Genomic DNA, 23,763 nt, shown 5'->3' on the forward strand with positions numbered 1-23,763 from the left:
GTGCCTATGAGCAGAGATAAGATATTGGACGCGGCCGCCCGAATGTTCTCGCGCAGCGGCTATCACCGGTCTAGCATGGATGAGATTGCGCTGGAGGCAGGCGTTGCCAAGGGAACGTTGTATTATCATTTCCCGAGCAAGGCGCAGATGTTCAAGGCGCTGATAACAGAAGGGTTGCAGATGATTACCGATACGATCAAGACGGAAATCAATCGGGATCGTTCGCTTCAAGAACAGATCGAGACGGTTATTCGGTTAAATGTCGATCTTTTCTTGGAGTACAGCGAGCTGGCGCATATTTTCTTCAATGAGATCACGAACGGTATCGAGGAAGACGTGCTGCTGGCCGTACGGAAAGAACGAGATGCATATATTCAGTTTATTGCTGATATCCTTGTCGAAGCGGGAATTGCAAAGGAAGACGGACCAATGGCCGCGTCTGGCGTTCTAACGATGCTTAACGGCTTATGCAGCTATTACTTGCAGCACCCGAGCGAATCGAAACGCGAGCAGATCAACCGTCTGCTGTATGCAGCGGTCACGACGGGTTTACTGAAAGAGCCAGAGTAAACGTTGATTGAGTTTGAACGGCCGCATCATGACCAGGTTGCCCTGCACAGGGTAACCTTTTTTGTTCATGAAAGCGGAGATTCCAGCAGGTAAAGATTGCCTTGACATCCATTGGTGCGCAGGTAAACATTAGGTGTGGGAACGAAACTATGAAAATAAGGTGGGGAATGTAGCGTGACTCTTCGAATTGGGATTGCGGGCACTGGCTGGTTTGGACGTATGCATGCGGAGAAGCTTGCTGCGATGGAAGGCATTAGTGTCAGCGCTTTTTGCGGGACAAGTCTCGAAAAGGCGGAGACGGCGGCAAGACCATATGGCGATGCACGCGGTTATGACTCTATTGAAGCGATGCTGGATGACCGGAAACTGGATGCGGTATATATTTGTACGCCTCCATTTGCCCATGGCGAGATTGAATTGGCGCTTGTGGAGCGGGACATCCCTTTCCTCGTCGAAAAGCCGATTGGCGTAGATGAAGAGACGCCTTCCCGGATTCGACAGGCGATTGCAGATAAAGGACTTCTTACATCGGTTGGTTATCACTTCCGTTATATGGACAGCACCGGCTTAGCGAAGGAGCTTCTTGCGGGCCGCACGCCGCTGATGGCTTTGGGGCAATGGATGGGCTCGATGCCAGGTGTATACTGGTGGCGCAACATGGAGACCTCTGGCGGGCAGTTTGTCGAGCAAACGACGCATATCGTTGATTTAATGCGGTACTTGCTCGGCGAAGTGAATGAGGTGTATGCGGCATATGGCAGCAGACATATGTCCGGTGTAGAAGAAGGTGTGACGGTGCCGGATGTCGGCACGGTCACGATGAAGCTGGCGAGCGGGGCGGTTGCTACCATTAGTAACACTTGCGCGATTCCGGCGGGAGATTCTGCGGGCTTGCAGATCTATACCAATGCGGGTGTGCTCCAAGTGACAAGCGAGGCTCTTGTGAATATCGAAGCGGCGAAGAAGTCCGAATACAAGGCTTCGAATAACCCGTACGTGCGGGAGAATGAAGCCTTCCTTCATGCGGTTAGAACAGGCGACACTAGCCGGGTTCTATCTACCTACGAGGATGCCTGGGAGACACATCGCGTGACGATGGCAGCTAATCAATCCGCAAGAACAGGGCTGCCTGTTAAGCTGAGATAATGTTCGCACGCAACTCGAAATCAGATAGCTAGGAGATGATTAAAGGTGGCACGAATTCAACGGTTATCTGAAGAATGGTATGAGAAGCGGATGCAGCTCTCTCAATTCGCTTTTCAGTTTCAATTAACTCCGGAACAGATGGAAGGGGAGAGAGGGACGTTCCCTTCAGGAGAAGAATGGGGCATCGTCGACGACCAAGACCGGCTATTGTCTGCCCTTACCTTGCACCCTTTTGACATATGGATAAATGGTAGAATCATGCAAATGGGCGGCATAGGCGGCGTTGCTTCCTGGCCGGATGCCAGACGGCAGGGCGGGGTTGCAAAGCTGATGATCCATGCATTGGAGCGCATGCGTGAAAATGGACAGACCATCAGCATGCTCGCCCCTTTCTCGTATCCCTTCTACAGAAAATACGGCTATGAAATGACCATCAATCGGATGGCCTATACCATGGAGACGAAACATCTGCCATCCCGTAAGGAATTGCCGGGACAAGTGCGGATTGTAGAGAAATCAACGGAGCTGCTTCGCGGAATGCACGATGCTTATGCAGCTCCATATAGCGGGACGATCAAGCGTGATGACGACTGGTGGAAACGCAAGGTGCTGACGAAGCCAGGAGTGGCTGCCGTTTACTATGCTGAAAGCGGCGAGCCGGATGGATACCTGCTTTATCACATTGCGCAGCGCACGATGACGATTCATGAATGTATTCACGGATCGGAAGTCGCAAGGCTGGCCTTATGGAATTTCATTGCGAATCACGACTCGATGATCGACAGTCTGACTCTAACCGCGCCGATTGGTGACCCTCTGCCGTTTATTCTGCCTAATCCTCGGTTTAAGCAAGAGATTCAGACTTATTTTATGACGCGAATTGTAGATGCGGTTAAATTTATGGAGCAATATGCATTCGAGCCGATGGACCGGGAGGATGAAATGCTGCTTGTTCTAAGCGATGAGACGGCAGAGTGGAACCACGGAGCATTCCGAGTCGTATGGTCGAAGGACGGGGCAGCGCATATGGAGAGAGCAAACGCCACTAATCCTGGAGTACCTACGGTTGAATGCGATATTAGAACGTTGGCTGCGTTGCTGACCGGTAATCAGCGGGCGGAGCTGCTGCTGCGAATCGGGAGGCTAAGCGGCGATGCAGCCGCAGTTAAGCTGCTTGATCGTCGGATTCCGAGCCACACCCCGTATCTGATGGATGGTTTTTAGATAAGTTGTATGAAATAGATAACAATAGAATGGCTTATCTTTGTTAACTGAAGATAAGTCTTTTTGTATTTTAAAATGAAACGGTTTTATTCCTCATGTAAGTTTCAACTGTAAGCGGGTGTAAGAAGCATGCCTTATGATGCAGTTGGATAAAACATTTTTGCATCGTTAATAGACGTTTTCTATAAATCGGATAGCCCAAGTATAAATCCGCAGCTCGTGGATGAAATACGGAGTGGGCTGGCTGTGACCAAGTTCTCCATTTACGGCGAAGTACCAGCACTTGAAGCCCTTCTTAAACAGCTGCAAGAACAATATGGGGATCTGATTACAGCTTCTTTCTCGGATCCGGATGGTATAGATGTAATGCCTAACAATGTAGATAAAGGTGTCGGTATTCGCTTATTAATGGAGCATATTGGTGTTCCTGCTGAGGGAGTGGCCTGTATTGGCGATTCGTTCAACGATTTAGCCATGTTCAGGGCTTGCGAGCAGAGCTATGCAATGGCTCATGCCCCACAAGCAGTTCGGGAAGAAGCTGCATTCGTTGCGGAAACGGTAGGAAATGCCCTTTATAAATTATTGTGAAAGCGGTAACAAAAATTGGATTTACAAACAGTAACGTTAATGATACCCTTATTTTGAACTTACATTAACGTTAATACTACACTCCGGAAAAAAAGGCATATTTTTTTAGATCATATATTATCGTTAATGCTAGTCACTCATATAAATTGGATGGAGGAATTCACAATGAGCAGCATCACTAACGTACCGCAAAAGATGGCGATCCCTTTATTTATCGGCAATGGTAAGATCTCTTATGGTGAAAGTCCCGTTCCTGTTCCTGGCGAAGGCCAGCTTCTGATTCAGGTAAAGGCGAATGCTCTATGTGGCTCAGACCGCAGCCAATTTTATGACGGGACCACAACAACACCAGGGCATGAAGCGTCCGGCATCGTCGTTGCTGCAGGGCAAGGGACGAAGACTGCCATCGGTACGCCTGGCGTCGTCTTTCTGATGGATTTCTGCGGAGAGTGCCGCAGCTGCAAGCAAGGCTTCACTAATCAGTGCTCGAGCAAGAGAGCAGATTACGGCTTCTCGCATAGTGGCGGGTATGGCCCGTATATGGTCGTGAACGAGAATGTATTCTTCGCAATTGATCCGTCCATTCCGTTAACTGAGGCTACAATTCTACTGGATATTATGGGCACTGGCGGGCATGCCGTGAAGCGGGCACAGCTCGTTCACAAAGACATTCAATCCGTGCTCGTGGTCGGTGCAGGCCCAATCGGTCTAGGCGTGCTGGCTATGGCGAAGATTCTGCTTGGTTTCAACATGCCGGTATTCATCATGGACTTTGTTCAATATCGACTCGATCTTGCTCAGAAGATGGGTGCAATACCGGTGAACCTGGCGAATCGTTCGATCAAGCAGGCTCTTGAGGAAGCAGGCTACAGGGATGTTGACGTCGCGATTGATACAAGCGGCAAAACCGCTGGAAGACACGCAGCACTAGAGGTTCTGGGACAGCGGGGTGTGCTCGTCTGCGTAGGGCACGGCCAGGAGCTGAACCTCAAAGTATCTAGCGACTTGATCGCTCCGGAACATAGCGTGCTAGGCAGTGAGTACTTCCAATATCACGAGATTGCGGAGAATCATCCGCTGCTGCTGAGCCATATGGCCTATTTGCAACAAATCATTACGCACCGCTTCGGTGTTGATAAGATTCAAGAAGCGTACGAGTTATTCTTCCAAGGCGACACGGGGAAAGTTGTGGTCGAGCAATGAGTCAGGACAAGAATCTGAAGGTCGCATTGATCGGCGCGGGTGGTTCTTCGAATGGCCGCGGACTGTCGGCCGGATTTACGGGTGCGGGCAGTTGGGGGCTCCAGCATGCAAGAATATTCTCGACTCGCCCGGACGTGGACTTCTGCGCAATCGTAGGACGAGACGCGAAGCGGACAGAAGAGAAAGCAAGAGAGTATGGTACGAGACCCTACACCTCGATTACCGAGATGCTGGAGAAGGAATCGCCGGATTTGGTGAGCTTGTGCCTGCCGAACCAGGGCCATTTTGCAGCTACGCTAGAGATTATTCAGGCTGGTGTTCCTCTGCTCGTAGAGAAACCGTTGGTGTTTGATTTGAAGGAGGCTGATATTCTCCTTAATGAAGCTGCCAAGCGTAATCTCTTCTTTGCGATCAACTTTAACCACCGCTATGCGAAGCCTGTGGAGCTGGCTTACGAAGCGATTCGCTCTGGACGGCTAGGCGATCTGACCTTCTTTTCCTGGCGCTTCGGAGGCGAAGGAGGAGCCGGTCACCCACATGCGAACTTAATCGAAACGCAGTGCCATGGCTTCGATATGCTCGAGCATCTGTGCGGACCGATTGAGTCCGTGATGGCGGAGATGACGGACAAGACAGGCGGCGGTTATCGGACGATGTCCCTCGCGCTTCGTTTCACCAGCGGAGCGGTTGGCAGTCTGATCGGCACGTACGATTCCTCGTATGCTTATCCGGATACGCATCGCATCGAGATTGACGGTACGCGGGGACGCGCCGTCATCCATGATACGGTGAAACGGTACACGTTCCATTCAGCGGGCAATGAGATCGGGGAGAGCTGGGAAGCAGGCTACTTTAATGATGTCGACCGCGAGTTCCATCGGACGTTCGACAAGCATGTTGATGGCTTGCTTGATGCGCTTCGTAAGGGCGAAGCACCTCCCATTCATGCGGAATCCGGATATCGCGCGCTCTTAATTGCAGATGCTGCTATCCAGTCGTTCGAGAGCGGGAAGCGGGTTAAAGTCTCAAGCGCATTGTAATCATTCATAATCCTATTATTGGGGTAAGAGGTGTACGAGAAGCGATGATAGACAACCATACGGTGAGTAAATCCAGTAATTCCGTAAAGCCTACGACATACGACAAGCAGAAGATTACGAACCTACCCGTGACCGCGGTCCAAATTTCCGACCGGTTCTGGAGCCCGAAACTGCAAGTTGTGCGGAATGTGACCGTACACGATGTGCTGGATAAATTCGAGAGCGACGGCGCCTTTCGTAATTTTGATTTTGTAGCGGCAGGTCAAGGGGGCTATCATTGCGGCGAGCCTTGGTTCGACGGCCTCGTGTATGAATCCATTCGCGGCATATCCGACATATTGGCGGCCGAGTATGATCAGGCGATTGACAGCAGAGTTGATCTGATTATCGAGAAGATCAACAAGGCTCAGCAGACGGTGGGAGACGGCTATATCAATACGTATACGCTGGTGGACCGTCCGCATCAAAGATGGGGAGACAACGGAGGCAATCTAGTATGGCAGCATGACGTCTATAATGCCGGATGCTTGGTTGAAGCGGGAGTCCATCACTATAAAGCGACAGGCAAAACATCACTATTGCAGGCTGGAGTCAGGTTCGCGAACCATATGAGTGACTTGATGGGACCGCCGCCGAAACGAAATATCGTTCCTGGGCATTCATTACCGGAGGAAGCGCTGCTGGGGCTATCCCAACTGGCAAAGGATGAGCCAGAGCTTGCCGGTCGCCTAAACCTGCCGTTCGATGCGGACCGTTACTTGGAGCTGGCTACATTCTGGGTTCACAATCGAGGCAATCATGAGGGCAGAACTTCGTTTAAAGAGTACGCCCAGGATCATAAACCGTTCGCCGAGCAAGACGAGGCGGTAGGGCATGCTGTTCGGGCAACGCTCTTCTACACGGGATTGTCGGCACTCTATCTCTCGACAGGCGATGAGCAATATTATGAGCCGGCGAAGAAGCTGTGGGATAACATCGCTTATCAGAAATCGCATATTAGCGGGGGCATTGGAGCCGTCCATGATGAAGAGAAGTTCGGCCAGAACTACCAGCTCCCAGACGACGGATATCTGGAGACATGCGCTGCAGTCGGCATGGGATACTTCAGCTGGAATCTCTTCTTGGCGAGCGGCGAAGGAAGATACATCGATTGCTTGGAGAACATCCTGTATAATATTTTGCTTGCCGGCCGTTCGATGAATGGTCATAAATACTTCTATGAAAATCCACTCGTCAGCAATGGAAGAATGCACCGTTGGGAATGGCACGGCTGCCCGTGCTGCCCGCCGATGATTCTGAAGATGCTGCCAGAGCTTCCTGCCTTCATTTATGCTCATGACGCGCAAGGTCTGTTTGTGAATCTGTATGTCGCGAATGATGGAGAGTTAAAGGTTGGTGATACGAATGTTCGCATTACGCAGAGAACCAACTACCCTTGGGACGGAGCGGTCGAGATTGCTGTAACTCCTGAACGCGCCTCTATTTTCGAAGTTCGCTTACGCATTCCGCAGTGGTGCGAGAATTATACAATCGAGGTGAATGGTCAGTCTGTTCATTTCGACATTGCTGATGGGTTTGCTGTCCTAACTCGGGAGTGGAGCGGGGACGATTCAATCCAGCTTCATCTCGATATGCCGGTGAATCTGGTAGAAGCACATCCGAATGTAACCTCTCATGTGAACAAGGCAGCCATTAAACGAGGTCCGCTGCTCTATTGTCTCGAGTCTGTAGATAACGAGAAATTCGTCATTCGACGGGGGCAAGTGCAATATACGCGCGAGACGTCCGATATGCAGAAAGGCGTTCATCGCAAGCTTCCGACTCAGCCTGAGTTTAAGCTCGAGCGCGTTGAGGACTTCTTTGACGGGGCGGTCATTCTGTACACGAAAGATGCGGATGGAGATGACATTACCGCCATTCCGTATCCGTATTGGAATAACCGTGCAAGAGGCGCGATGAGTATTTGGCTGGAGTATGACAAACAGAGCGAGCTAGCGGGATGGGAACAACGATTGTACCGGAATGTGAAGATCGAATAGGTAGTTTGTACCCGAACCAAGCGGCTAATTAGCTGCTTGGTTTTCTTCGTCTCCAGGCGAGTGGTGCCTACTCCTGCTAATTATTGACGAAACAATTGGGCAAGTGATATCGTGTAGTTATGAACGTTAATGTAATGTGATGTAATGGCATGTCGGTGCTCTATTTTTCGAGTCGACTTCTGTTAGGAGAGGGAAACATGGATGGCAAAAAGATAACACTGAAAGATATCGCAGGCCGAGCAGGGCTGTCCATTAATACGATCTCCAGAGCACTCAAGGATAAAGAAGATATTGCTCCAGCTACTAGAGAAGTCATTAAGACTTTGGCTAAAGAAATGGGCTATGTCGGCAACTCTGTTGCGGGCTCCCTTCGTTCCGGACATACTAGAACGATCGCGGTCATTGTGAGCGACGTCGCCAACCCGCATTTTGGCATTATGGTTAAGGATATCGAGCAGGCTGCCAGGAAGCATAACTATACGATCTTCGTTATTAATACCGAGGAAGATAATGAATTGGAAGAGCGGGCCATCCATACGGCGATAAGCAAGAACGTCGACGGCATCATTATCTGTCCGGCACAGAGCAGCACCGAGAATATCGAGTTCATGAAGCGAAATGGCATTCCGTTCGTACTTATTGGCAGGCGGTTTAATGATGAGACCGATTACGATTACGTCATATGCGACGATGAGAAAGGCGGCTATCTTGCCACGAAGCATCTGCTCGACAATGGTCATGAGCGAATCTTGTTCTTGAATGGGCGGAATCGGATTTCGAGCGCTCAAGAACGATATATGGGATATAAGAGGGCGCATGAAGAAGCAGGACTGACGGTGGATCCTCTTCTTGTTAAAGAAGTGGGGTATGAACCGGGCGATACGCGAAAAACCGTTAAAATGATGGTTGAAAACGAGTCGTTTACCGGTATTTTTGCCTTCAATGATGTCATTGCGTGGGAGGCCATGTACGTCCTTCAAATGATGGGCTGCCGAATACCGGAGGAGTACGCGATTATCGGATTTGATAATATTCATTCCAGAATGTTTGTTCCGTTTCCACTCTCCTCGATTAGCAGCTCTAAGGGGGAAATGGCACGTCGCGCTCTCGACATTCTTCTTCGCAAAATCAGTGAGCCTAATGAGAAGAAATCATATAGAGAAGTCGTCGACACCACCTTAATATGGCGTGTAAGCACGATAGGAAATAACGAGAACTAGTGAGCTACACCTAGCACCAGAAGAGAAAAGGGCTCTCCCATGTCATCATCGACGACGGGAAAGCCCTTGTTTATTTGGCATTCGTATCGGGTTGATGGAGGCCGATAATATTGCCTTCGGTGTCGATGCAGTACCCTTGCCAAGCCATGCCTGGCAGCGCGTATTTCGGCAATGCAACCTGCCCGCCAAGCGCAAGGATCTTCGCTTCCGTCTCATCGTAGTCGCCAACGCCCATCGTACAGGCGAATCCGTTCACGGGCTGCCCCGGCTGTGGCGAAGCGCCACGGCGCTGCATCAAGGCTCCGTTAATGCCCATCGTATCGGCATCGCCGGTTACCGCTCCAAAGTAAGGCATGCCCGCATAGCTGCTCCAATCTTCAAAGGTCCATCCAAATACTTCGCCATAAAACTTCTTTGCGCGCTCCATGTCATCAACGTGAATCTCGAAATGAACGACTCTTCCCATGATGGCCTCCTCTGGTTTTCACTGGTTTGACTTCCCTAACTCTTTCTTTAAACAGGGTTTCCTTTCCTATCTGATATAAACGAAATTATAAATTTTTTGCGGAAAAGAATGCGGGGGACTTTCGGTCATCCTACTGCTTCAGCGAAAATAGAGAGGTTAGCGAAAGAAGTTAATTGCTCATTCGGCATCATGATCGGTATCATGTTCGCAGGTTAGACCTATTTATTTCATGAGATGGAGTGTGAGTGGAAAGTGGCGAATGAAACTCAAGTGATTGCGAATAAGCAATATATCTTCGAAGAAGGGCAGCCGTTCCGAAGCAGTCACGCATCGACAGTTGCTGTACTTCCTGGCGGCGACGTGGTTGCGGCATGGTTCGCGGGCAAGCATGAGAAGTCCAGCGATGTGGCGATCTGGATGTCCCGGCGAGTAGAGGGCGTCTGGTCTGCTCCATATAAGGCGATGGACGAGGAGGGGATTGCCCACTGGAATCCGGTCCTGTATGCACAGGGCCATTCTCTAATGTTGTTCTATAAAGTAGGTCATGAGATCACCGACTGGTATACCTATGTAAGCTGCTCTGAGGATGGCGGTATCAGCTGGGAGAAGCCTCATGAATTAGTTCCGGGGGATGTCGGAGGCCGCGGCCCTGTACGGAATAAACCAATTGCGCTGCTGGATGGGACTCTGCTCGCTCCGGCGTCGGTGGAGCGGCTTGATCCTGCTGTGGAAGGGAAGCAAATTTGGGAAGCATTCGTTGATATATCGAGGGATAACGGACAGACATGGACAAAGAGCGAGCTTGTGCCAATGGACCTGGCTTCGTATGTAGGCGCGGACCATTGGTTTGCCAAGGGGCTCATTCAGCCAACGCTATGGTCCTCGGGCGGAGAGCATGTACATATGCTGCTGCGCAGTACGGAGGGCTGGATCTTCCGCAGCGATTCGGTGGATAACGGGCGCACATGGTGCCTTGCGTACAAGACATCGCTTCCGAATAACAATAGCGGTATCGATGTGACTTTGATGGATAATGGCAAGTTAGCCTTAGTCTTAAACCCGGTTGCCGGATATGCGACGGATAGCCCGCGTACTCCGCTTGTTGTGCGCTTCTCGGGCGATAATGGCATGACGTGGGAGGACGAGTTCATCCTCGAGCAAGAACCGGGGGAATATTCCTACCCTGCCATCGTCTCCAAAGGCAATGAGCTTTATATTACATACACATGGAATCGGGATCGTATTGCGTTCTGGACATTGGCGGTGGACTGATATAAAGTAGCAATAAATTCTTTGAAACGAGTTGATCCTGCAATGACATTGGAGAAGAAGTACCAGTCCCTTCACGAGAACCGAATCTTCATGGGTGGAGCGGCTGATGTAGAAGCGATGATCAAGAATGAAGGTGTCGACGTCATTGTTGACCTTCGCGGGGAAGCGACCGGCAGCGAATATCCGCAAGAGAATGTCGAGTGGATTCAAGTTCCGCTTGGCGACAACGCTACGGAACCGCAGGATATCTTGTTCGCACGAGCGATTGACTACGTAGTGGACGCATATAAAAGCGGCAAAAAGGTAGGCTTCCACTGCAATGGAGGCGGAGGCCGAACAGGTGCTGTTGCTGCGGGAACGCTGATCAATCTGGGCATCAGCAATACGCTAGAGGATGCGGAGCAGAAAGCTAAGAGTATTAGAGCCAAGATCAACATTAAACCACAGCAGCGCGAGGCGCTTGAGAAGCTGTATCCAAATGTAGATGAGAATTGAATTTGAAGAGCGAGTCATCGACGTTCATGTGGTCTATGGGCCTGGAACGAAGCTTTCGATCCAGGTTGAGCCGAACGGGTTTGTAACCGTTAAAGCGCCTAATGGTACGGGTGAAGAAGGAATCGCGCAAGCGGTGAGGAAGTATGGGAAACAAATTGCAGCTAAGCTTGATGCGCTTGAGCAGGCGCGCGAATTGATGCAGTTAAAGGAATATCAAGAAGAAGGGAAATTCCTTCACCTTGGCCGATATTATAAACTGCATGAATTGATCGACACGGCGGGCCTCGGGGAAGAGGAGCTTAGACTGCAGCTGAGGAAGTTTTATTTTGCAAGCTGTAAGAAAGTGATCCAGCAGCGCATTCAAGGCTACCAGAAGCAGCTGAAGGCAGCGCCGAAGTCGGTTGAAATCGTGGACTCCAGCACCAAATGGGGGAGCTGCAGCTCGAAGAAGCTATTGACCTTCAACTATCGCCTTGCGATGGCGCCGGTTGAGGTCATTGATTATGTCATTATTCACGAGCTTTGCCATCTCACGCATATGAATCACGATCGGTCGTTCTGGAGGCTTGTCGGGAGCATCATGCCTGACTACAAAGAGAAGGAAGCATACCTCGCAAGATATGGCCAGGCGATGACCTTATAATTTATTGTACACAAAGCAAGCCCCCGTAATGAGCTTAATCATTACGGGGGTTAACTATTTCATTTCGGAGGTTTATTCAGTTTCTTACCAAGCATCAGCCGCAGAAGGAGCAGCAGCGCCGGCAAGCCGAAAGCAATCGGCAGCGCGATCCGAGGCCAAGTCACCTCGAGATAATCAATAGCCCGGTAATGGTCATCCACAATCCAGTAGCCGAACACGCCAAGAATGACACTGACAATTGGAATAGTCGTTCTGTTGCTCTTGAGGCACGCAATTCGTGCGGCGCATACCGAGGTCGCATAGATGCAGAACATCACCTCGAACAGAATCGGGATCGAGTACAAGGCGATCATAATCATCTCATAGCGCTGCAGGAAGGTGCCGATATGCGAGTTGCGAGCTAATTTCATGCATGATACGGTATATTGGCTTGTCACCTCTGCTGATAGAACGGCTCCTTCGAGGAGGGACCAAATCATGGTGAGCAGTCCGCTTGCCGCAATCCCAATCATGCCTGTCGTGCCACCAATGCGCCCCGCGTTCTTCAGCGAGGGCATCACAACCGCCGCCAGCATCGTCGCCAGTGCCCAATCGGTGTCGAAATTCAGGCTGGCGAGGAAGGTACGGGGAAACCCGTTCTCCATAACGGGCAGTAAATTCCGAATATCGAATTCATGCTTTGAGCCGATAATAATGAGCACATTCAGGAGGAAGATAAAGAGCAGCCCAACAAGCGCGAGCCGTGCCATCACTTCCAGCCCGTAATAGCAGCCGAGCGCACCGACGAGCAGCGGAGCGATGATGAATAGAATAAGCGGCGCCTCTGGCAAGAAATAGTCCTGCAAATGATAGACGAATGTAAGCATAATGGGCCCCATGCCAGCCAGGAAGAACACGAAGACGATCAGCGCGATCAGCTTGCCGAACCATTTGCCGAGCAGCCGCTGGCTGAGCGACAAGAAATCGAGATCCGGTGTTTTGCGTAAGACGAGGTAGGTGATGTACATCATGGCAATCCCCTGGAGCGTGCCTAGAAGGGTGGCGATCCACATATCCTGGCCGATTGACCGGGCGAGTACGCCTTGCGTCACGCCGATTGCCTTGACGAAGATGAGATTGACCATCATCGCGATGAACATGCCGTTCGTAATTTGGAATTTGCTCTGCTGATTCATCTGATTTCCGTCCCAACCGCTTTAACTACGCCGCTCTTGATAGTCGCCTTCACTTCCACATCGAACGTAGCCTTCGCAAACATCAAGTTCCAATTCTGCTTCATGCCATGCCACTCCGTCGGATACTTATTCCGGAACACATCTCCGAGCTTTAGAAAGTCAGTGTGATAGCTCTTTTGCGCCTTATCCAGGACGCTCGTAATATTCAGCTTCAATTGCTCCTCGAGCTTCTTTTGTGTTGCCAGCCGTACTCCATCATCCAAATTAATGCCGCATCCGCTCTCTACGATATCCGCACTAGTCTTGATCTGAATGCGGAAGTGAGGCTCCTTATTCGGGAAGCTCGGGGTTACTTTCGTACGGGCCTCTTTGAATTCAACGGACAGCTTCTCATTGTTGTTGGTACATTTGACGACTTCTATGCCGCTGCTAAGCTGCTCCAGGAAGAAGAGGAGTCCGCGCGTTTCCTTGTTATTCAGCCAACCGACCATTTTGTCGCCATGAAACGCTGCTGCGCCGGCGAGATCAACCTGCTCCAAGGAGCCGTGCTCCTCTGGCTTCTTATTGGAGATGCCTCGCGGTATCAATGTAACTCTAGCAAGGACAGGCTCTGTCGAGCTGCTTAAGAACGCCTCCTCGAGATTCATCATGTTGCTCGCGGGTGCACGGCCGACGATATGATTATTTCGGAACAGCCGGTCGATTGCCTCGCCGGGCACGACTTCAAGGCCGGTAATCGTGGCAATGACTTCATCTGGCCGGTTCGGTGTTACCGCGACCCATGTATTCATGCGAAGCTCATGGTTGCGAGTGAAGAAGTCGACCATGTCCTCGATGCCCTTCTTGGCGTAGTCTTCATGCATGACGATGACAAAATTATGAGCCCAGTAGACACGCCGTGACGAGAACCGACCGAGATTGCGGATCGCATCGAAGATCGTCTCTCCCTCGGCGCTAATGGAGTAGATCGGCTGCCCTGTTCCTCCTGACGGCGCACCGGTCTGCCCGCGCGCATCGGCCGGTCGGATAATCTGGACCGATACCCGGACCGTACCCGGCTTATCGCCATTATCGAGACCGACGGCAGTGACGAGCGCGAGTTCATTAATTTGCCTCAGCCCAAGGCAAGAGGTTTGGGACATCAGGATGAAGAGGCTAAGTAACAGTAACGCAGCTCGTTTCATCATGAATGACTCAACCTCCCTTAGGTGTTGGCTTGGGCATTTGATGTTCACCTAGCCGCTGCGTATCTTGAGCAAAATCCGGCCGCTCATTCATCATCCAGATGGGCATCCGCAGCAGCATATCACGCTGATCTGCCGGCCGGAACGGGCTTGCCGGGGCCAAATACGATTCGCCGAAGGAGCGGATCGACAGCGCATGCAGCAGCAGGGCGAAGAACACCGTCGCGAAGCCGAGCAAGCCGAGCACGCCGGAGGCGATGAGAAGCGGGAACCGGAAGATGCGCAGCGCGAGCGACGAGGAGTAGCTCGGGATGGCGAAGGACGAAATTTCCGTTATCGCGACGACGATGACCATGAATGGGGAGACGAGCCCCGCTTGCACGGCTGCCTGCCCGATAATGAGCGAGCCTACGATGCTGACCGCTTGCCCGATTGGCTTCGGCATTCTCAGGCCAGCCTCGCGCATGAGCTCGAATGCGATCTCTAGCATTAACGCTTCCAGCAGCACCGGGAACGGTACCACCTCGCGACCGGAGGCAATCGTCAGCGCGAGCGCGGTCGGAATCATCTCGTGGTGGAACGAGACGAGCATAACGTAGATGGACGGCAGCACGAGACTGATAATGAGTGCGAGATACCGCACACAGCGGAAGAACGAACCGACCCAGTAGCGATTATAGTAGTCGTCCGGCGCTTGAATGAACTGCCAGAAGAAGGTCGGCACGATAAGGACGACCGGCGTATTGTCGATGAAGATGGCGACTCTGCCTTCGAGCAGCGCAGAAGCGACTTTGTCCGGCCGCTCCGTGCTCTGGATCGTATTGAACGGAGACAACGGCGCGTCTTCAATGAGTTCCTCAATATAGCCGCTCTCGAGAATCGCATCGATTTTAATGCCACTCAGCCTTCTTTTGACTTCGTCGACAAGTCCTACCTTCACAATGTCCTTGATGTAAGCAATATTGATGTCTGTCTGTGAACGAGTACCGATGACCATCGAGTCCAAACGCAGCTGCGGATCCTTGATGCGCCTGCGCACATGCGCCGTATTGGTGCGGATGCTCTCGGTGAAGCCGTCTCGCGGACCGCGAACGTTATTTTCCGAAGAAGGCTCTTCGATGCTCCGGTCTTTCCAGCCCTTGGAGCTGACGATAATCGCTTCCTCCATCCCTTCAACGAGGAGAAGCGTATCGCCGGACACGATAGCGGCAATGCCGTCTCGCATCCCGGTCGTGGTCTTCGCTGAAGCGTTCACGAGCAGTGTCGTCCGAAGGTCCTCTGCCGTCGGGATCGCAGCAGGATCGCGATGCAGATCTTCGCCGAACACGATGAGCGCCTTCAGAATCGCTTCGACAATGAGCGTATCAGCCAGCCCATCCACAAAACAGCAGACGCCGGGATAACGCGGATTGCCACATAACCGGAACTCCCGCTGCTGCACATCAGCGCTCTTCCCGAGCAAGGCATCAATAATTGCGATATTATCGGCAAGCGTCGACGTGAAAGAGGTACTCAGCTGCTCCTCCTGCACGGCCTGTGCTGTACGTACTGCTTGGTCGGTCTGCTCCTTCTGCTCTGCTTTGATTACGGACATGTTCGTCTCCATCCTTTCTCCTGCCTGGTATAGATGAGAACCCGTCTGCTTACAATAACAACTGCATTTATGCGAGTTATGACAGAACAGGGTAAAGGAGCCAGGCCGGTATGGATTTCTATCATTCTTGGATCTATCAGAACGTGTTCAATACGGAATGGTTTATGTGGATCGTCGTTTGCCTCATTCTGGGCATTAACATTATCGCGCCGGTAATCATCTGGTACTTCATTACCGGGAAGAAGCTCCTCAAGCAATATTTGGCGCATAAGAAGCAGAACCAGCAGCCGGAGGAGCAGCAGAGACCGAAGCAAGCGCAATCGTAATCGAAGTAGCAACCGCAACCGTAACTGCAGCAGCAACCGAGTCAACAGCAGCGCCCGAAGCAGCAGCAGCAGCGGCGCCCTAGGACTAGGAATGTGTCGTAGGAAGAACATTCCAACCTTGGAGGCAGAAGGTAGCTTCCCCGAAAATGGCTTGTTTTATGCGAAATAGGAGGCCCAAGCGAGTATGAGCTTGCTTGGGTTTTTTGCTGTGTGCGGCGCTGCTGAGCTAACGAATCGTAGTGAGCTTATCGAGGCGAAAATGGTGCTCAGTAAAATGTAACGAACTCCAGCGTTGCTTATTAGCTCTTTTCAGGTCAAATGAGGCTGGTTTATGGGGAATAGCGTTGCTAGGATTCGTTAGAATTCGAAAAGGAGCGGTATCGGGCAAATAGCGATTGTGGGATTCGTTAGGCGGCCGAGTAGGTCTGCGGGGAGCCGGAATTTGCGGATTTCAGCGAAAAAAATTTTGGGTAAAGTTTACAAATTAAGCAGGATATATTATGATAATAGCGAACATATATTCGTGTCCGGCAGAAGAGATAGGGGAATGTAAGCGTTTTCTAGTCTGCCGATAACAAGCGATTGAAGAATGGGAGGAAACCATGTCGATCCAGAATCAGCTTCCGGAAGCGCTGCGGAAGCAATTAACGGCTGAGCTGTTGTCAGCGGGAAGACCGATCTCTTAGAGGATGGGCGTTTCGGGGAGCAGTGGCTGGCCATTACGGAGCAAGCAATCACGGTATGGCAGAAGGACGGCACGCCATTGCTTCAACTGGCAGTATCTGCACTTACGGATGCGCGCGCGGTCAGCGCAGTCGGCGGCGGTACGTTGGTTGCCGATACGAACAAAGGACCTGTTGTCATTGCGCGTTATACGGCTGCGTCATCGCCGTTGTTTGGCTTCGCTGCCAAGCTGCTCGGCGCACTTGCCAAAGGGGAGGATCGCCCTGTTGTCTCGGAACGGGAACAGCCTCGCAACTGCCATAGCTGCGGCAATCCGTTATCGGAAGGTACGCAGGTATGCCAATTCTGCAAAGATAATTCGAAGGTAGCGGCGCGGATGCTGCGTTACACGAAACCGTATAAGCTGCAGATGGTAGCTGCAGCTGGCCTATTGATTACGACAACGCTTGTCGAGCTGGTGCCGCCTTATCTAACGAAAGTCATTATTGACGATGTGCTCGGACCGAAGGATCTTGGCTCCACGCTGCTGCTCGTCGTACTTGGACTTGGTGTAACAATGCTCCTCATGGCGATGATGCAGACGATTCGTAGCTTGATCGGCGTCTGGGTTGGCTCCAAGCTGATGGGCGATCTGCGCAAGGACGTTTACAGCTCGCTCATGCGGCTCTCGCTTGCATTCTTCGATCGCAGGCAGACGAGCCAATTCATTGGTAGGGTTAATAATGATTCCGAGGCGATGCGGCAGTTCATGACGGATGGCGTTGTGTTCATATCGGCGGAGCTGCTGAAGATTATTGCTATCTTTATTATAATGTTTGGTCTTGATTGGCAGCTGACGCTGTACGCGATACTTCCCGTACCGGTTATGGTTGCATTGTCGATGACGATATGGCCCAAGATCGGGCGGCGCTGGTATCAGCAGTGGCGTTCTATATTCCGGCTCAACACGCTTGTCGGAGACTCGCTGCAAGGCATTCGCGTCGTGAAGGCTTTCGGCCGTGAGCGGGATGAGCTATCTCGTTATGCGGAAGCGAATAAAGAAGTCGTGCAGCGGAATATCCGCATGGAAGGGCTCTGGTCGTTTATGTTCCCGGCCTTCGCTTTTATTGCAGGGCTTGGTACACTTCTGATCTGGTATAACGGCGGCAACAAGGTGCTGCATGACAATATGCAGCTCGGTGTGCTGATGGCGCTAATCGCTTACCTCGGTATGCTCTTCGGTCCGCTTCAGTGGGTCAGCCAGATGATTAACTGGGCTAGCCATGCGATGGCGGCTGCACACCGCGTCTTCGAGATTATGGATACGCCATCCGATGTGCCGGATGTACAGAATCCGGTGTCGATCGGTGTTATTAAAGGCGAGGTCGAATTCAAGGATGTGACCTATGGCTACGAGAGGCATCATCCTGTCCTTAAAGAAGTGAATCTGACCGTCCAGGCAGGCGAAATGGTCGGCTTGGTCGGCCATTCCGGCGCAGGCAAGTCGACGTTCATCAACTTGATCTGCCGCTTCTATGACACCGATGAAGGCGCAATCCGGATTGACGGCACCGATCTGCGCAGCATCAGTCAGACTGACCTGCGCAAGCAGATCGGCGTCGTGCTGCAGGAGACGTTCTTGTTCGATGGTACGATTGCCGAGAACATTGCATATTCGAAGCCTGATGCAACGCCACTTGAAATTATGCGTGCAGCGAAGATTGCGAATGCGCATGACTTCATTGTTCGGCTGCCGGACGGCTATGATACGCGCGTAGGTGAGCGCGGCCATAAACTCTCCGGCGGGGAGAAGCAGCGCGTGGCCATTGCCCGTGCGATCATTCACGATCCGCGTATTCTTATTCTGGATGAAGCGACCGCATCCGTGGATACCGAAACGGAGCGCCAGATTCAAGAAGCGATCTCGCGTCTAGTCAAGGGCCGGACGACGTTCGCCATCGCGCACCGTCTGTCCACGCTTCGCAATGCAGACCGGCTCGTCGTGCTTGAGCGGGGCAAGATCGTGGAGGTCGGCACGCATGAGCAGCTTCTCGACAAAGAAGACGGTGTATACCGCAAGCTCGTGGATGCGCAGCGTGAGCTGTCCAAGATTAAGGGGGATGAAGGTTAATGGAGACAGATAAGTATGATATCCGGCTCTTCTCGCCGGATGATGTCTACTTCAGCCGCGGTCAGGGCGGTGTGTTTCAAGGCATCGTGGACGGTAAGACATATGACGAGCTTGAAGTATACCGCGCGTTTCCGTTCCTCTATGCGACGGAGTATATCTCGATTCGGAACATAAAAGGCGAGGAGCTAGGCATCGTTGCTGACGTGAAGGAGCTACATGAAGAAAGTGGTGTGGAGCTTACGAAGGAACTGCAGCTGCGCTACTTTATGCCGCGTGTTACGCGTGTGGAGAGCGTGAAGAACAAATCGGATCTATGGATCTGGGAGCTGCAGACGCATCTTGGTACGACCCGCATTGTGATGCGCAATCTGCATGAGTTTATGCAGTATCCGGGTGAGGGGCGTGTTGTGCTCACGGACATTAACGGCAAACGCTGCGAAATTGCCGATTGGCGGCAGCTGGATGCGCACAGCCGCAAGCAGCTCGAAGAGGTATTGTAAGTCGAGTGATAGAGGCGTTCGTAGGCGAGCACGTGAGCCTTCGAACGCCTTTTTTGTCGCATATTGGTTGAATAAATCAGGAAACGCAGTCGCGGCTGCGTTTTTACCTATACCTTATCTACCAAAGTTGAATAGTCGACCTGAATAGACTTCAAATTATGTTCTCGCATGATCATCCATTGAGTGTACATCTCGTAATATATGTGTCCGTATAATAGATTGTCTGGAAGCGTATCAAGAAATTGAATCTCCGCAATCTCATAGTCCGGTAGATCAGCTAGCTCGTTTACTTTGGCGTAGAACATCATGCCGTAACTACCATTCATCATGTATATGGAAAACGGATTTAATTCGAATCGAATAGCTCCTGTCTCTTCGTATAGCTCCCTACTTGCCGCTTGTATCAAATCTTCATGCAGTTCCTTCTTACCACCGGGCAATTCCCAAAGCTCGCGGCTCTTGTTCCGAATAATAATGAGCTGATTGTTGTATTCGGCTATTATGACAACATATTTAATCTGATTAGTATCTATTTCATTCAGATGATACCAAGCGCATTCCATAGCAGTCTCCTCTTCGAGAATTGCACGAAGCTCGCTTACAGCTTGAATCGTTCGGAACGGAGCTGGTTTATCATGCGCATCGTGCCGAGCTTCTCCGCTAGGGTTGACCCATATACCCCGAATACCGAGCTGCTGTGGTGCGACGATTTCCCATTCGTAATTGTCACCAACCATCCAAGTTTCGTCGGGGCGGACGTCGAGCTGCTTCAGTGCATGCTGATAGATGCTGTGGTGAGGTTTGCCGTGGCCGAACTCTTCTTCAATGAGAATGCAGTCGAAGTAGGGGGCAAGCTTGAACCGGTTGATTTTGTCACGCTGACCGGATGCGCTGCCATTGGTGAGCAGGGCGAGCTTGATACCAAGCGACCGCAAATGTACAAGCAGCTCGATTGCATCAGGATGAAGCGTAATCGCATGATTGCGCGCTGAGCCGTAATCGATCGCAATGCGTTCCGCAGCGAGCAGGGATGCGCCGGGAGGATTGATTTTATCGAAGGCTGCCCCGATAATCGCGGTTCTGGCCTTGTCCAGATCAAGCCGTCCGATCCGATGCCTGTCGGGATCACTCCAATACCATCTTGCTTCTGACTTGATGCGAGCAATCAGCTCGTCCAATTCAATTGGGTTAAGCTGCAGATGGTTGCTGCATGCGATTTGCCAGCAACGATCAAGGTCGAGACCGTGCTCAAAGGCGATGAGCGTATCGTCTAGATCGAATAAAATCGCTTTCGGCTTTATGGTGGCTCACTCCTTTTTACATGGATGAATATACCAATTTATTATACTTGGTTAATGTTCCTTCGTTAAGGCAGTTACGCAATCCGGCATTAAATAGTAGAGTAGAAGAGGGAGGGGTTATGAGTGAAGAAACTCGGCAAGCGAACCAGCATCCTGATCGCCTCAGCCTGCTTGCTGATCATAGCAATTGTAGCAATTTGGATGGGAAGTGATCGGATGGGCTCAAGGACAGTGGACGCGCCAGTCGTTTATCATGGACATGGAGGCACGTTCAAGAATACGCTCGCGGAGATGGATACGCCGGATCCGAGTGTTGTTTATAAAGATGGTTACTACTATATGACGTTTACGCATAATGGCGCTGATGTGATGGTCATGAAGTCGAGAACGCTAGACTTCCGTCAGGCACAGAGCAACACAGTTTGGCAACCGCCAATGGATACGGCATATTCGGCGAATCTATGGGCACCTGAAATTCAGTATATTCAGGGCAAATGGTATATTTATTTTGCCGCAGATGACGGCTTAAACGAGAATCACCGCATGTATGTATTGCAAGCGGATACAGATGACCCGATGGGCGATTATACGTTCAAAGGTCAAGTCAAGGACGAGACGAATAAATGGGCGATCGACGGCCTTGCGATGGAGCATGATGGGAAGCTGTATTTCGTCTGGTCCGGCTGGGAAGGCGATGTGAACGTGCAGCAGAACACGTATATCGCGCCGATGAACGATCCACTGACTATTAGCTGGTTCGCGTGTGCTGCTTAATGAACCCACGCTCGAATGGGAGCAGGCGGGAGGTCCGCCTTACATTAACGAGGGGCAATCCATCTTGAAAAGTAAGAAGGACGGACGCCTGTTCATCGTCTACTCGGGAGCGGGCAGCTGGACGCCGTTCTACAGTCTCGGATTGCTGGCGCTTGAGCCGGGAACGGATCCGCTAGTCGCGTCCAATTGGAAGAAGTCCGAGCAGCCGCTGCTGCAAATGGATGAGCAGGCAGGTGTGTTCGGGCCAGGGCATAACTCCTTCGTCTCATCACCTGACGGTGCGGAGGACTGGATTGTTTATCATGCTACGACAGATAGCTTAGATGGCTGGAATAATCGCAAAGCGAGAGCGCAGCGGGTGAACTGGAACGAGGCAGGAATGCCTGAGTTCGGCAAGCCGCTATCGCTGGATACAGCGATTGTTGCGCCTGCGGGAGCGGGAGTCATTAAGGCAGAGCATGCGATGAAAGCAGGAGAGCAGCTAGAGTTTGATGGCATTCCTGCGACGTTTGATACGGAGGTGCCTCTGCTTATTCATTATCGCAATACGAGCGGAAACGTACTGTCTACGGAGCTAATCGTGAACGGCGAGAAGGCGGCAACGCCCATTAAGCTTATGCCAACGAAGACGGACCAACTCGGATATGCGTACACGCAAGCTGCATTACAGCAATCGGACAACAATGTCATATCGCTGCCAGCTGCGCTAGCGGGACTGGAAATTGCAGCGATTGAAATTCCGCGCTATGAAGCAGAGAATGCCGGGGCGGAAGGGAAAGCTGAAGCTACCGAGAATCCGTTCGCGTCCGGGTGGGGAGTCGTGGAGCTTACGCCAAGCGGCGAAGGTAGCGAAGCAGGAGAGGGAGATAACGAAGAAGCCAAATCCGCGTCCGCGGTACAGTTCATGAATATTGTCGTTCCCGAGAAGCGAGACTATACACTGCGAGTTGCAGCCTCGAACCCAGGCGAGCAAGCGGCTAAATTGAAGATGACAATCGACGGCGACAAGACGAAGACGGTGGAAGTGGGCAAGACGGATCGAAATGTGTTCGTTCCGGTAGCTGTTACTGTGAGCTTGAAGGCAGGCGTTCACACGATCAAGATCGAGGCTGTATCAGGCAATCTGAGCATTGATTACATAGACATTGCGGGTTGATAGACTGGTATTCAAAGTTGCAGGGCAACGAGGGACATGCAGCAATTGGGTATGTTATAACCGCAATGATTGGTTGACGCGACGAGAGTTGTCGTCTCGAATGACGGCTGAGAGGAAGCCGAAATTGCCAGTCGAGTTGATTAAGGCGAATAATGAAGGCATTTATTCATCGGAATAAGGAGTGAGTATTATGGCAGCAGTGACGATCTACAATGAAGTGAAGACGGAGGAGAAGCTACTGGCGTTCACGTTCGACGACGGGCCAAACCCGGAATGGACGCCGCAGTTCCTCGATACGTTCAAGCAGTATGGCGGGAAGGCAACCTTCTATGTTCAAGGTACGAATATGGAGAAGTATCCGGAGATTGCAAGGCGCATCGTCCTGGAAGGACATGAGCTCGGCAACCATAGTTACTCGCATCCGCGTCTACCGGAGCTTGACCGAGAGGGGCAAGTAGAGGAACTACAGCGGGCAGAGCAACTGATCGTTGCGGTAACCGGTGTTCGTCCGAATACGTTTCGCCCGCCTTATCTGGCCGTGAACGACGAGCTGCTTAGCGTTGCAGGCGAGTTCGACTACGCGGTCATTCACGGCGTTAATCTTGAAGCGAATGATTGGGATATGCCCGGCGTCTCGCACATTGTAGATTCGACTCGAGCGGTCATGCGAAGCGGGAGCATTCTGCTGTTCCACGACGGATTCGGCGACCGTTCGCAATCGCTCGCTGCCATCTCGATTCTGCTCGAGGAAGCTGTGGCGCAGGGTTATCGGTTTGTTACAGTCAGCGAGCTGCTAGGGCTTAAAACATAGAAATAGGTTGGACAAGCAACGCGGTCAGAAGCTTCTCATGCTCCTGGCCGTTTTTGTGTGTTGAAGCTATCGACAAAAGGACAAGAATCGCCTACGATAAATGCAGGTTTTGGAATATATCCGCCCAAAAGGAGCGACAAAAAGCTATGTCCAAGCAGTTCTCTCCACTAAGCAGCAAATTTCCTGTTCCAGTGCAAGGCGTCGACAATAATTCCACTCCATGGCTGCGTTGCGACTCGGCG

General features: G+C 51.5%; 22 protein-coding genes. 17 read left to right on the forward strand and 5 right to left on the reverse strand.

Annotated features, from left to right (window positions below; genetic code table 11):
* Positions 1–6 precede the first annotated feature (6 nt).
* The 8 genes from BMY11_RS22170 to BMY11_RS22205 all read left to right on the forward strand — a co-directional run bounded on the left by BMY11_RS22170 (position 7) and on the right by BMY11_RS22205 (position 9,030).
* Positions 7–570 carry a TetR/AcrR family transcriptional regulator gene (locus BMY11_RS22170; RefSeq protein ID WP_090581479.1) on the forward strand — a complete coding sequence of 188 codons (564 nt, stop codon included), beginning with the start codon at positions 7–9 and terminating at the stop codon, positions 568–570.
* 174 nt (positions 571–744) lie between these two features.
* Positions 745–1,716: a Gfo/Idh/MocA family protein gene (locus BMY11_RS22175; protein ID WP_090581480.1), complete on the forward strand. Its 972-nt coding sequence runs from the start codon at positions 745–747 to the stop codon at positions 1,714–1,716.
* A 45-nt stretch (positions 1,717–1,761) separates the two neighbouring features.
* Complete coding sequence (gene eis / locus BMY11_RS22180; protein WP_090581483.1) at positions 1,762–2,940, forward strand: GNAT family N-acetyltransferase; 1,179 nt, start codon at positions 1,762–1,764, stop codon at positions 2,938–2,940.
* Between the two features lie 219 nt (positions 2,941–3,159).
* Positions 3,160–3,528, forward strand: a complete 369-nt coding sequence (locus tag BMY11_RS22185) for an HAD family hydrolase (RefSeq protein ID WP_256217704.1) — start codon at positions 3,160–3,162, stop codon at positions 3,526–3,528.
* Positions 3,529–3,693: 165 nt separating this feature from the next.
* Positions 3,694–4,731, forward strand: coding sequence for a zinc-dependent alcohol dehydrogenase family protein (locus tag BMY11_RS22190; RefSeq protein ID WP_090581488.1), 1,038 nt, complete (start codon positions 3,694–3,696; stop codon positions 4,729–4,731).
* Entirely contained in the window at positions 4,728–5,771 is a 1,044-nt protein-coding gene (locus BMY11_RS22195; protein WP_090581491.1) for a Gfo/Idh/MocA family protein, read from the forward strand. Before BMY11_RS22190 ends, BMY11_RS22195 begins: the two co-directional genes overlap by 4 nt.
* Positions 5,772–5,815: 44 nt before the next feature.
* Positions 5,816–7,810: a glycoside hydrolase family 127 protein gene (locus tag BMY11_RS22200; RefSeq protein WP_090581493.1), complete on the forward strand. Its 1,995-nt coding sequence runs from the start codon at positions 5,816–5,818 to the stop codon at positions 7,808–7,810.
* Between the two features lie 197 nt (positions 7,811–8,007).
* The gene (locus tag BMY11_RS22205) at positions 8,008–9,030 is read left to right on the forward strand and encodes a LacI family DNA-binding transcriptional regulator (RefSeq protein ID WP_090581495.1); all 1,023 of its coding nucleotides are present in this window, start codon (positions 8,008–8,010) and stop codon (positions 9,028–9,030) included.
* Between the two features lie 70 nt (positions 9,031–9,100).
* On the opposite strand, the gene BMY11_RS22210 is transcribed toward BMY11_RS22205, so the two are convergent.
* Positions 9,101–9,496, reverse strand: a complete 396-nt coding sequence (locus BMY11_RS22210; RefSeq protein ID WP_090581497.1) for a VOC family protein — start codon at positions 9,494–9,496, stop codon at positions 9,101–9,103.
* A 252-nt stretch (positions 9,497–9,748) separates the two neighbouring features.
* Here BMY11_RS22210 and BMY11_RS22215 point away from each other — a divergent pair, with 252 nt between their 5' ends.
* From BMY11_RS22215 to BMY11_RS22225, 3 genes are read left to right on the forward strand one after another with little or no spacing between them, the layout of a single operon-like run.
* Positions 9,749–10,768, forward strand: coding sequence for a sialidase family protein (locus BMY11_RS22215; RefSeq protein WP_256217705.1), 1,020 nt, complete (start codon positions 9,749–9,751; stop codon positions 10,766–10,768).
* A gap of 42 nt (positions 10,769–10,810) precedes the next feature.
* The gene (locus BMY11_RS22220) at positions 10,811–11,263 is read left to right on the forward strand and encodes a protein-tyrosine phosphatase family protein (RefSeq protein ID WP_371262910.1); all 453 of its coding nucleotides are present in this window, start codon (positions 10,811–10,813) and stop codon (positions 11,261–11,263) included.
* Positions 11,253–11,906: a M48 family metallopeptidase gene (locus BMY11_RS22225; RefSeq protein ID WP_090581501.1), complete on the forward strand. Its 654-nt coding sequence runs from the start codon at positions 11,253–11,255 to the stop codon at positions 11,904–11,906. Before BMY11_RS22220 ends, BMY11_RS22225 begins: the two co-directional genes overlap by 11 nt.
* A 59-nt stretch (positions 11,907–11,965) precedes the next feature.
* On the opposite strand, the gene BMY11_RS22230 is transcribed toward BMY11_RS22225, so the two are convergent.
* The 3 genes from BMY11_RS22230 to BMY11_RS22240 are packed head-to-tail and all read right to left on the reverse strand — an operon-like array spanning position 11,966 to position 15,859.
* Positions 11,966–13,081: a GerAB/ArcD/ProY family transporter gene (locus BMY11_RS22230; protein ID WP_090581503.1), complete on the reverse strand. Its 1,116-nt coding sequence runs from the start codon at positions 13,079–13,081 to the stop codon at positions 11,966–11,968.
* Positions 13,078–14,268: a Ger(x)C family spore germination protein gene (locus BMY11_RS22235; RefSeq protein ID WP_256217706.1), complete on the reverse strand. Its 1,191-nt coding sequence runs from the start codon at positions 14,266–14,268 to the stop codon at positions 13,078–13,080. Before BMY11_RS22235 ends, BMY11_RS22230 begins: the two co-directional genes overlap by 4 nt.
* Before the next feature lie 7 nt (positions 14,269–14,275).
* Positions 14,276–15,859 (reverse strand): spore germination protein, encoded by a 1,584-nt coding sequence (locus BMY11_RS22240; protein ID WP_090581731.1) that lies wholly within the window; start codon positions 15,857–15,859, stop codon positions 14,276–14,278.
* 110 nt (positions 15,860–15,969) lie between these two features.
* Between BMY11_RS22240 and BMY11_RS22245 the strand changes: the two genes are divergently transcribed.
* The 3 genes from BMY11_RS22245 to BMY11_RS22255 all read left to right on the forward strand — a co-directional run bounded on the left by BMY11_RS22245 (position 15,970) and on the right by BMY11_RS22255 (position 19,479).
* Complete coding sequence (locus BMY11_RS22245; protein WP_090581505.1) at positions 15,970–16,185, forward strand: hypothetical protein; 216 nt, start codon at positions 15,970–15,972, stop codon at positions 16,183–16,185.
* Between the two features lie 763 nt (positions 16,186–16,948).
* Positions 16,949–18,979 (forward strand): ABC transporter ATP-binding protein, encoded by a 2,031-nt coding sequence (locus BMY11_RS22250; RefSeq protein WP_256217707.1) that lies wholly within the window; start codon positions 16,949–16,951, stop codon positions 18,977–18,979.
* A complete protein-coding gene (locus tag BMY11_RS22255; RefSeq protein ID WP_090581507.1) occupies positions 18,979–19,479 on the forward strand; it encodes a DUF1854 domain-containing protein in 501 nt (166 codons plus the stop codon). The genes BMY11_RS22250 and BMY11_RS22255 overlap by 1 nt, the downstream gene beginning before the upstream one ends.
* Before the next feature lie 107 nt (positions 19,480–19,586).
* Here the strand turns inward: BMY11_RS22255 and BMY11_RS22260 are convergent, their stop codons facing one another.
* On the reverse strand, positions 19,587–20,780 hold the full coding sequence (locus tag BMY11_RS22260; protein WP_371262917.1) for an HAD-IA family hydrolase: 1,194 nt from the start codon (positions 20,778–20,780) through the stop codon (positions 19,587–19,589).
* Between the two features lie 123 nt (positions 20,781–20,903).
* Here BMY11_RS22260 and BMY11_RS29440 point away from each other — a divergent pair, with 123 nt between their 5' ends.
* The 3 genes from BMY11_RS29440 (at position 20,904) to BMY11_RS22270 (ending at position 23,521) form a co-directional block, all read left to right on the forward strand.
* Entirely contained in the window at positions 20,904–21,554 is a 651-nt protein-coding gene (locus BMY11_RS29440; RefSeq protein WP_256217708.1) for a family 43 glycosylhydrolase, read from the forward strand.
* Positions 21,555–21,618: 64 nt separating this feature from the next.
* On the forward strand, positions 21,619–22,710 hold the full coding sequence (locus BMY11_RS29445; protein WP_256217709.1) for a family 43 glycosylhydrolase: 1,092 nt from the start codon (positions 21,619–21,621) through the stop codon (positions 22,708–22,710).
* 190 nt (positions 22,711–22,900) lie between these two features.
* Entirely contained in the window at positions 22,901–23,521 is a 621-nt protein-coding gene (locus tag BMY11_RS22270; RefSeq protein WP_090581511.1) for a polysaccharide deacetylase family protein, read from the forward strand.
* The last annotated feature ends 242 nt before the right edge of the window (positions 23,522–23,763 follow it).

This window comes from Paenibacillus sp. OV219, assembly GCF_900110075.1.
In the GTDB taxonomy this organism is placed as follows: domain Bacteria; phylum Bacillota; class Bacilli; order Paenibacillales; family Paenibacillaceae; genus Paenibacillus_Z.

What these genes read in the sequence shown, in the direction of transcription:
- BMY11_RS22200 (WP_090581493.1), top strand. Translation starts at nt 5,816, where the DNA reads ATGATAGACAACCATACGGTGAGTAAATCCAGTAATTCCGTAAAGCCT.
- BMY11_RS22195 (WP_090581491.1), top strand. Translation starts at nt 4,728, where the DNA reads ATGAGTCAGGACAAGAATCTGAAGGTCGCATTGATCGGCGCGGGTGGT.
- BMY11_RS22225 (WP_090581501.1), top strand. Translation starts at nt 11,253, where the DNA reads ATGAGAATTGAATTTGAAGAGCGAGTCATCGACGTTCATGTGGTCTAT.
- BMY11_RS22255 (WP_090581507.1), top strand. Translation starts at nt 18,979, where the DNA reads ATGGAGACAGATAAGTATGATATCCGGCTCTTCTCGCCGGATGATGTC.
- BMY11_RS22235 (WP_256217706.1), bottom strand. Translation starts at nt 14,268, where the DNA reads ATGATGAAACGAGCTGCGTTACTGTTACTTAGCCTCTTCATCCTGATG.
- BMY11_RS22245 (WP_090581505.1), top strand. Translation starts at nt 15,970, where the DNA reads ATGGATTTCTATCATTCTTGGATCTATCAGAACGTGTTCAATACGGAA.
- BMY11_RS22170 (WP_090581479.1), top strand. Translation starts at nt 7, where the DNA reads ATGAGCAGAGATAAGATATTGGACGCGGCCGCCCGAATGTTCTCGCGC.
- BMY11_RS22220 (WP_371262910.1), top strand. Translation starts at nt 10,811, where the DNA reads ATGACATTGGAGAAGAAGTACCAGTCCCTTCACGAGAACCGAATCTTC.
- BMY11_RS22205 (WP_090581495.1), top strand. Translation starts at nt 8,008, where the DNA reads ATGGATGGCAAAAAGATAACACTGAAAGATATCGCAGGCCGAGCAGGG.
- BMY11_RS22270 (WP_090581511.1), top strand. Translation starts at nt 22,901, where the DNA reads ATGGCAGCAGTGACGATCTACAATGAAGTGAAGACGGAGGAGAAGCTA.
- BMY11_RS22230 (WP_090581503.1), bottom strand. Translation starts at nt 13,081, where the DNA reads ATGAATCAGCAGAGCAAATTCCAAATTACGAACGGCATGTTCATCGCG.
- BMY11_RS22190 (WP_090581488.1), top strand. Translation starts at nt 3,694, where the DNA reads ATGAGCAGCATCACTAACGTACCGCAAAAGATGGCGATCCCTTTATTT.
- BMY11_RS22210 (WP_090581497.1), bottom strand. Translation starts at nt 9,496, where the DNA reads ATGGGAAGAGTCGTTCATTTCGAGATTCACGTTGATGACATGGAGCGC.
- BMY11_RS22240 (WP_090581731.1), bottom strand. Translation starts at nt 15,859, where the DNA reads ATGTCCGTAATCAAAGCAGAGCAGAAGGAGCAGACCGACCAAGCAGTA.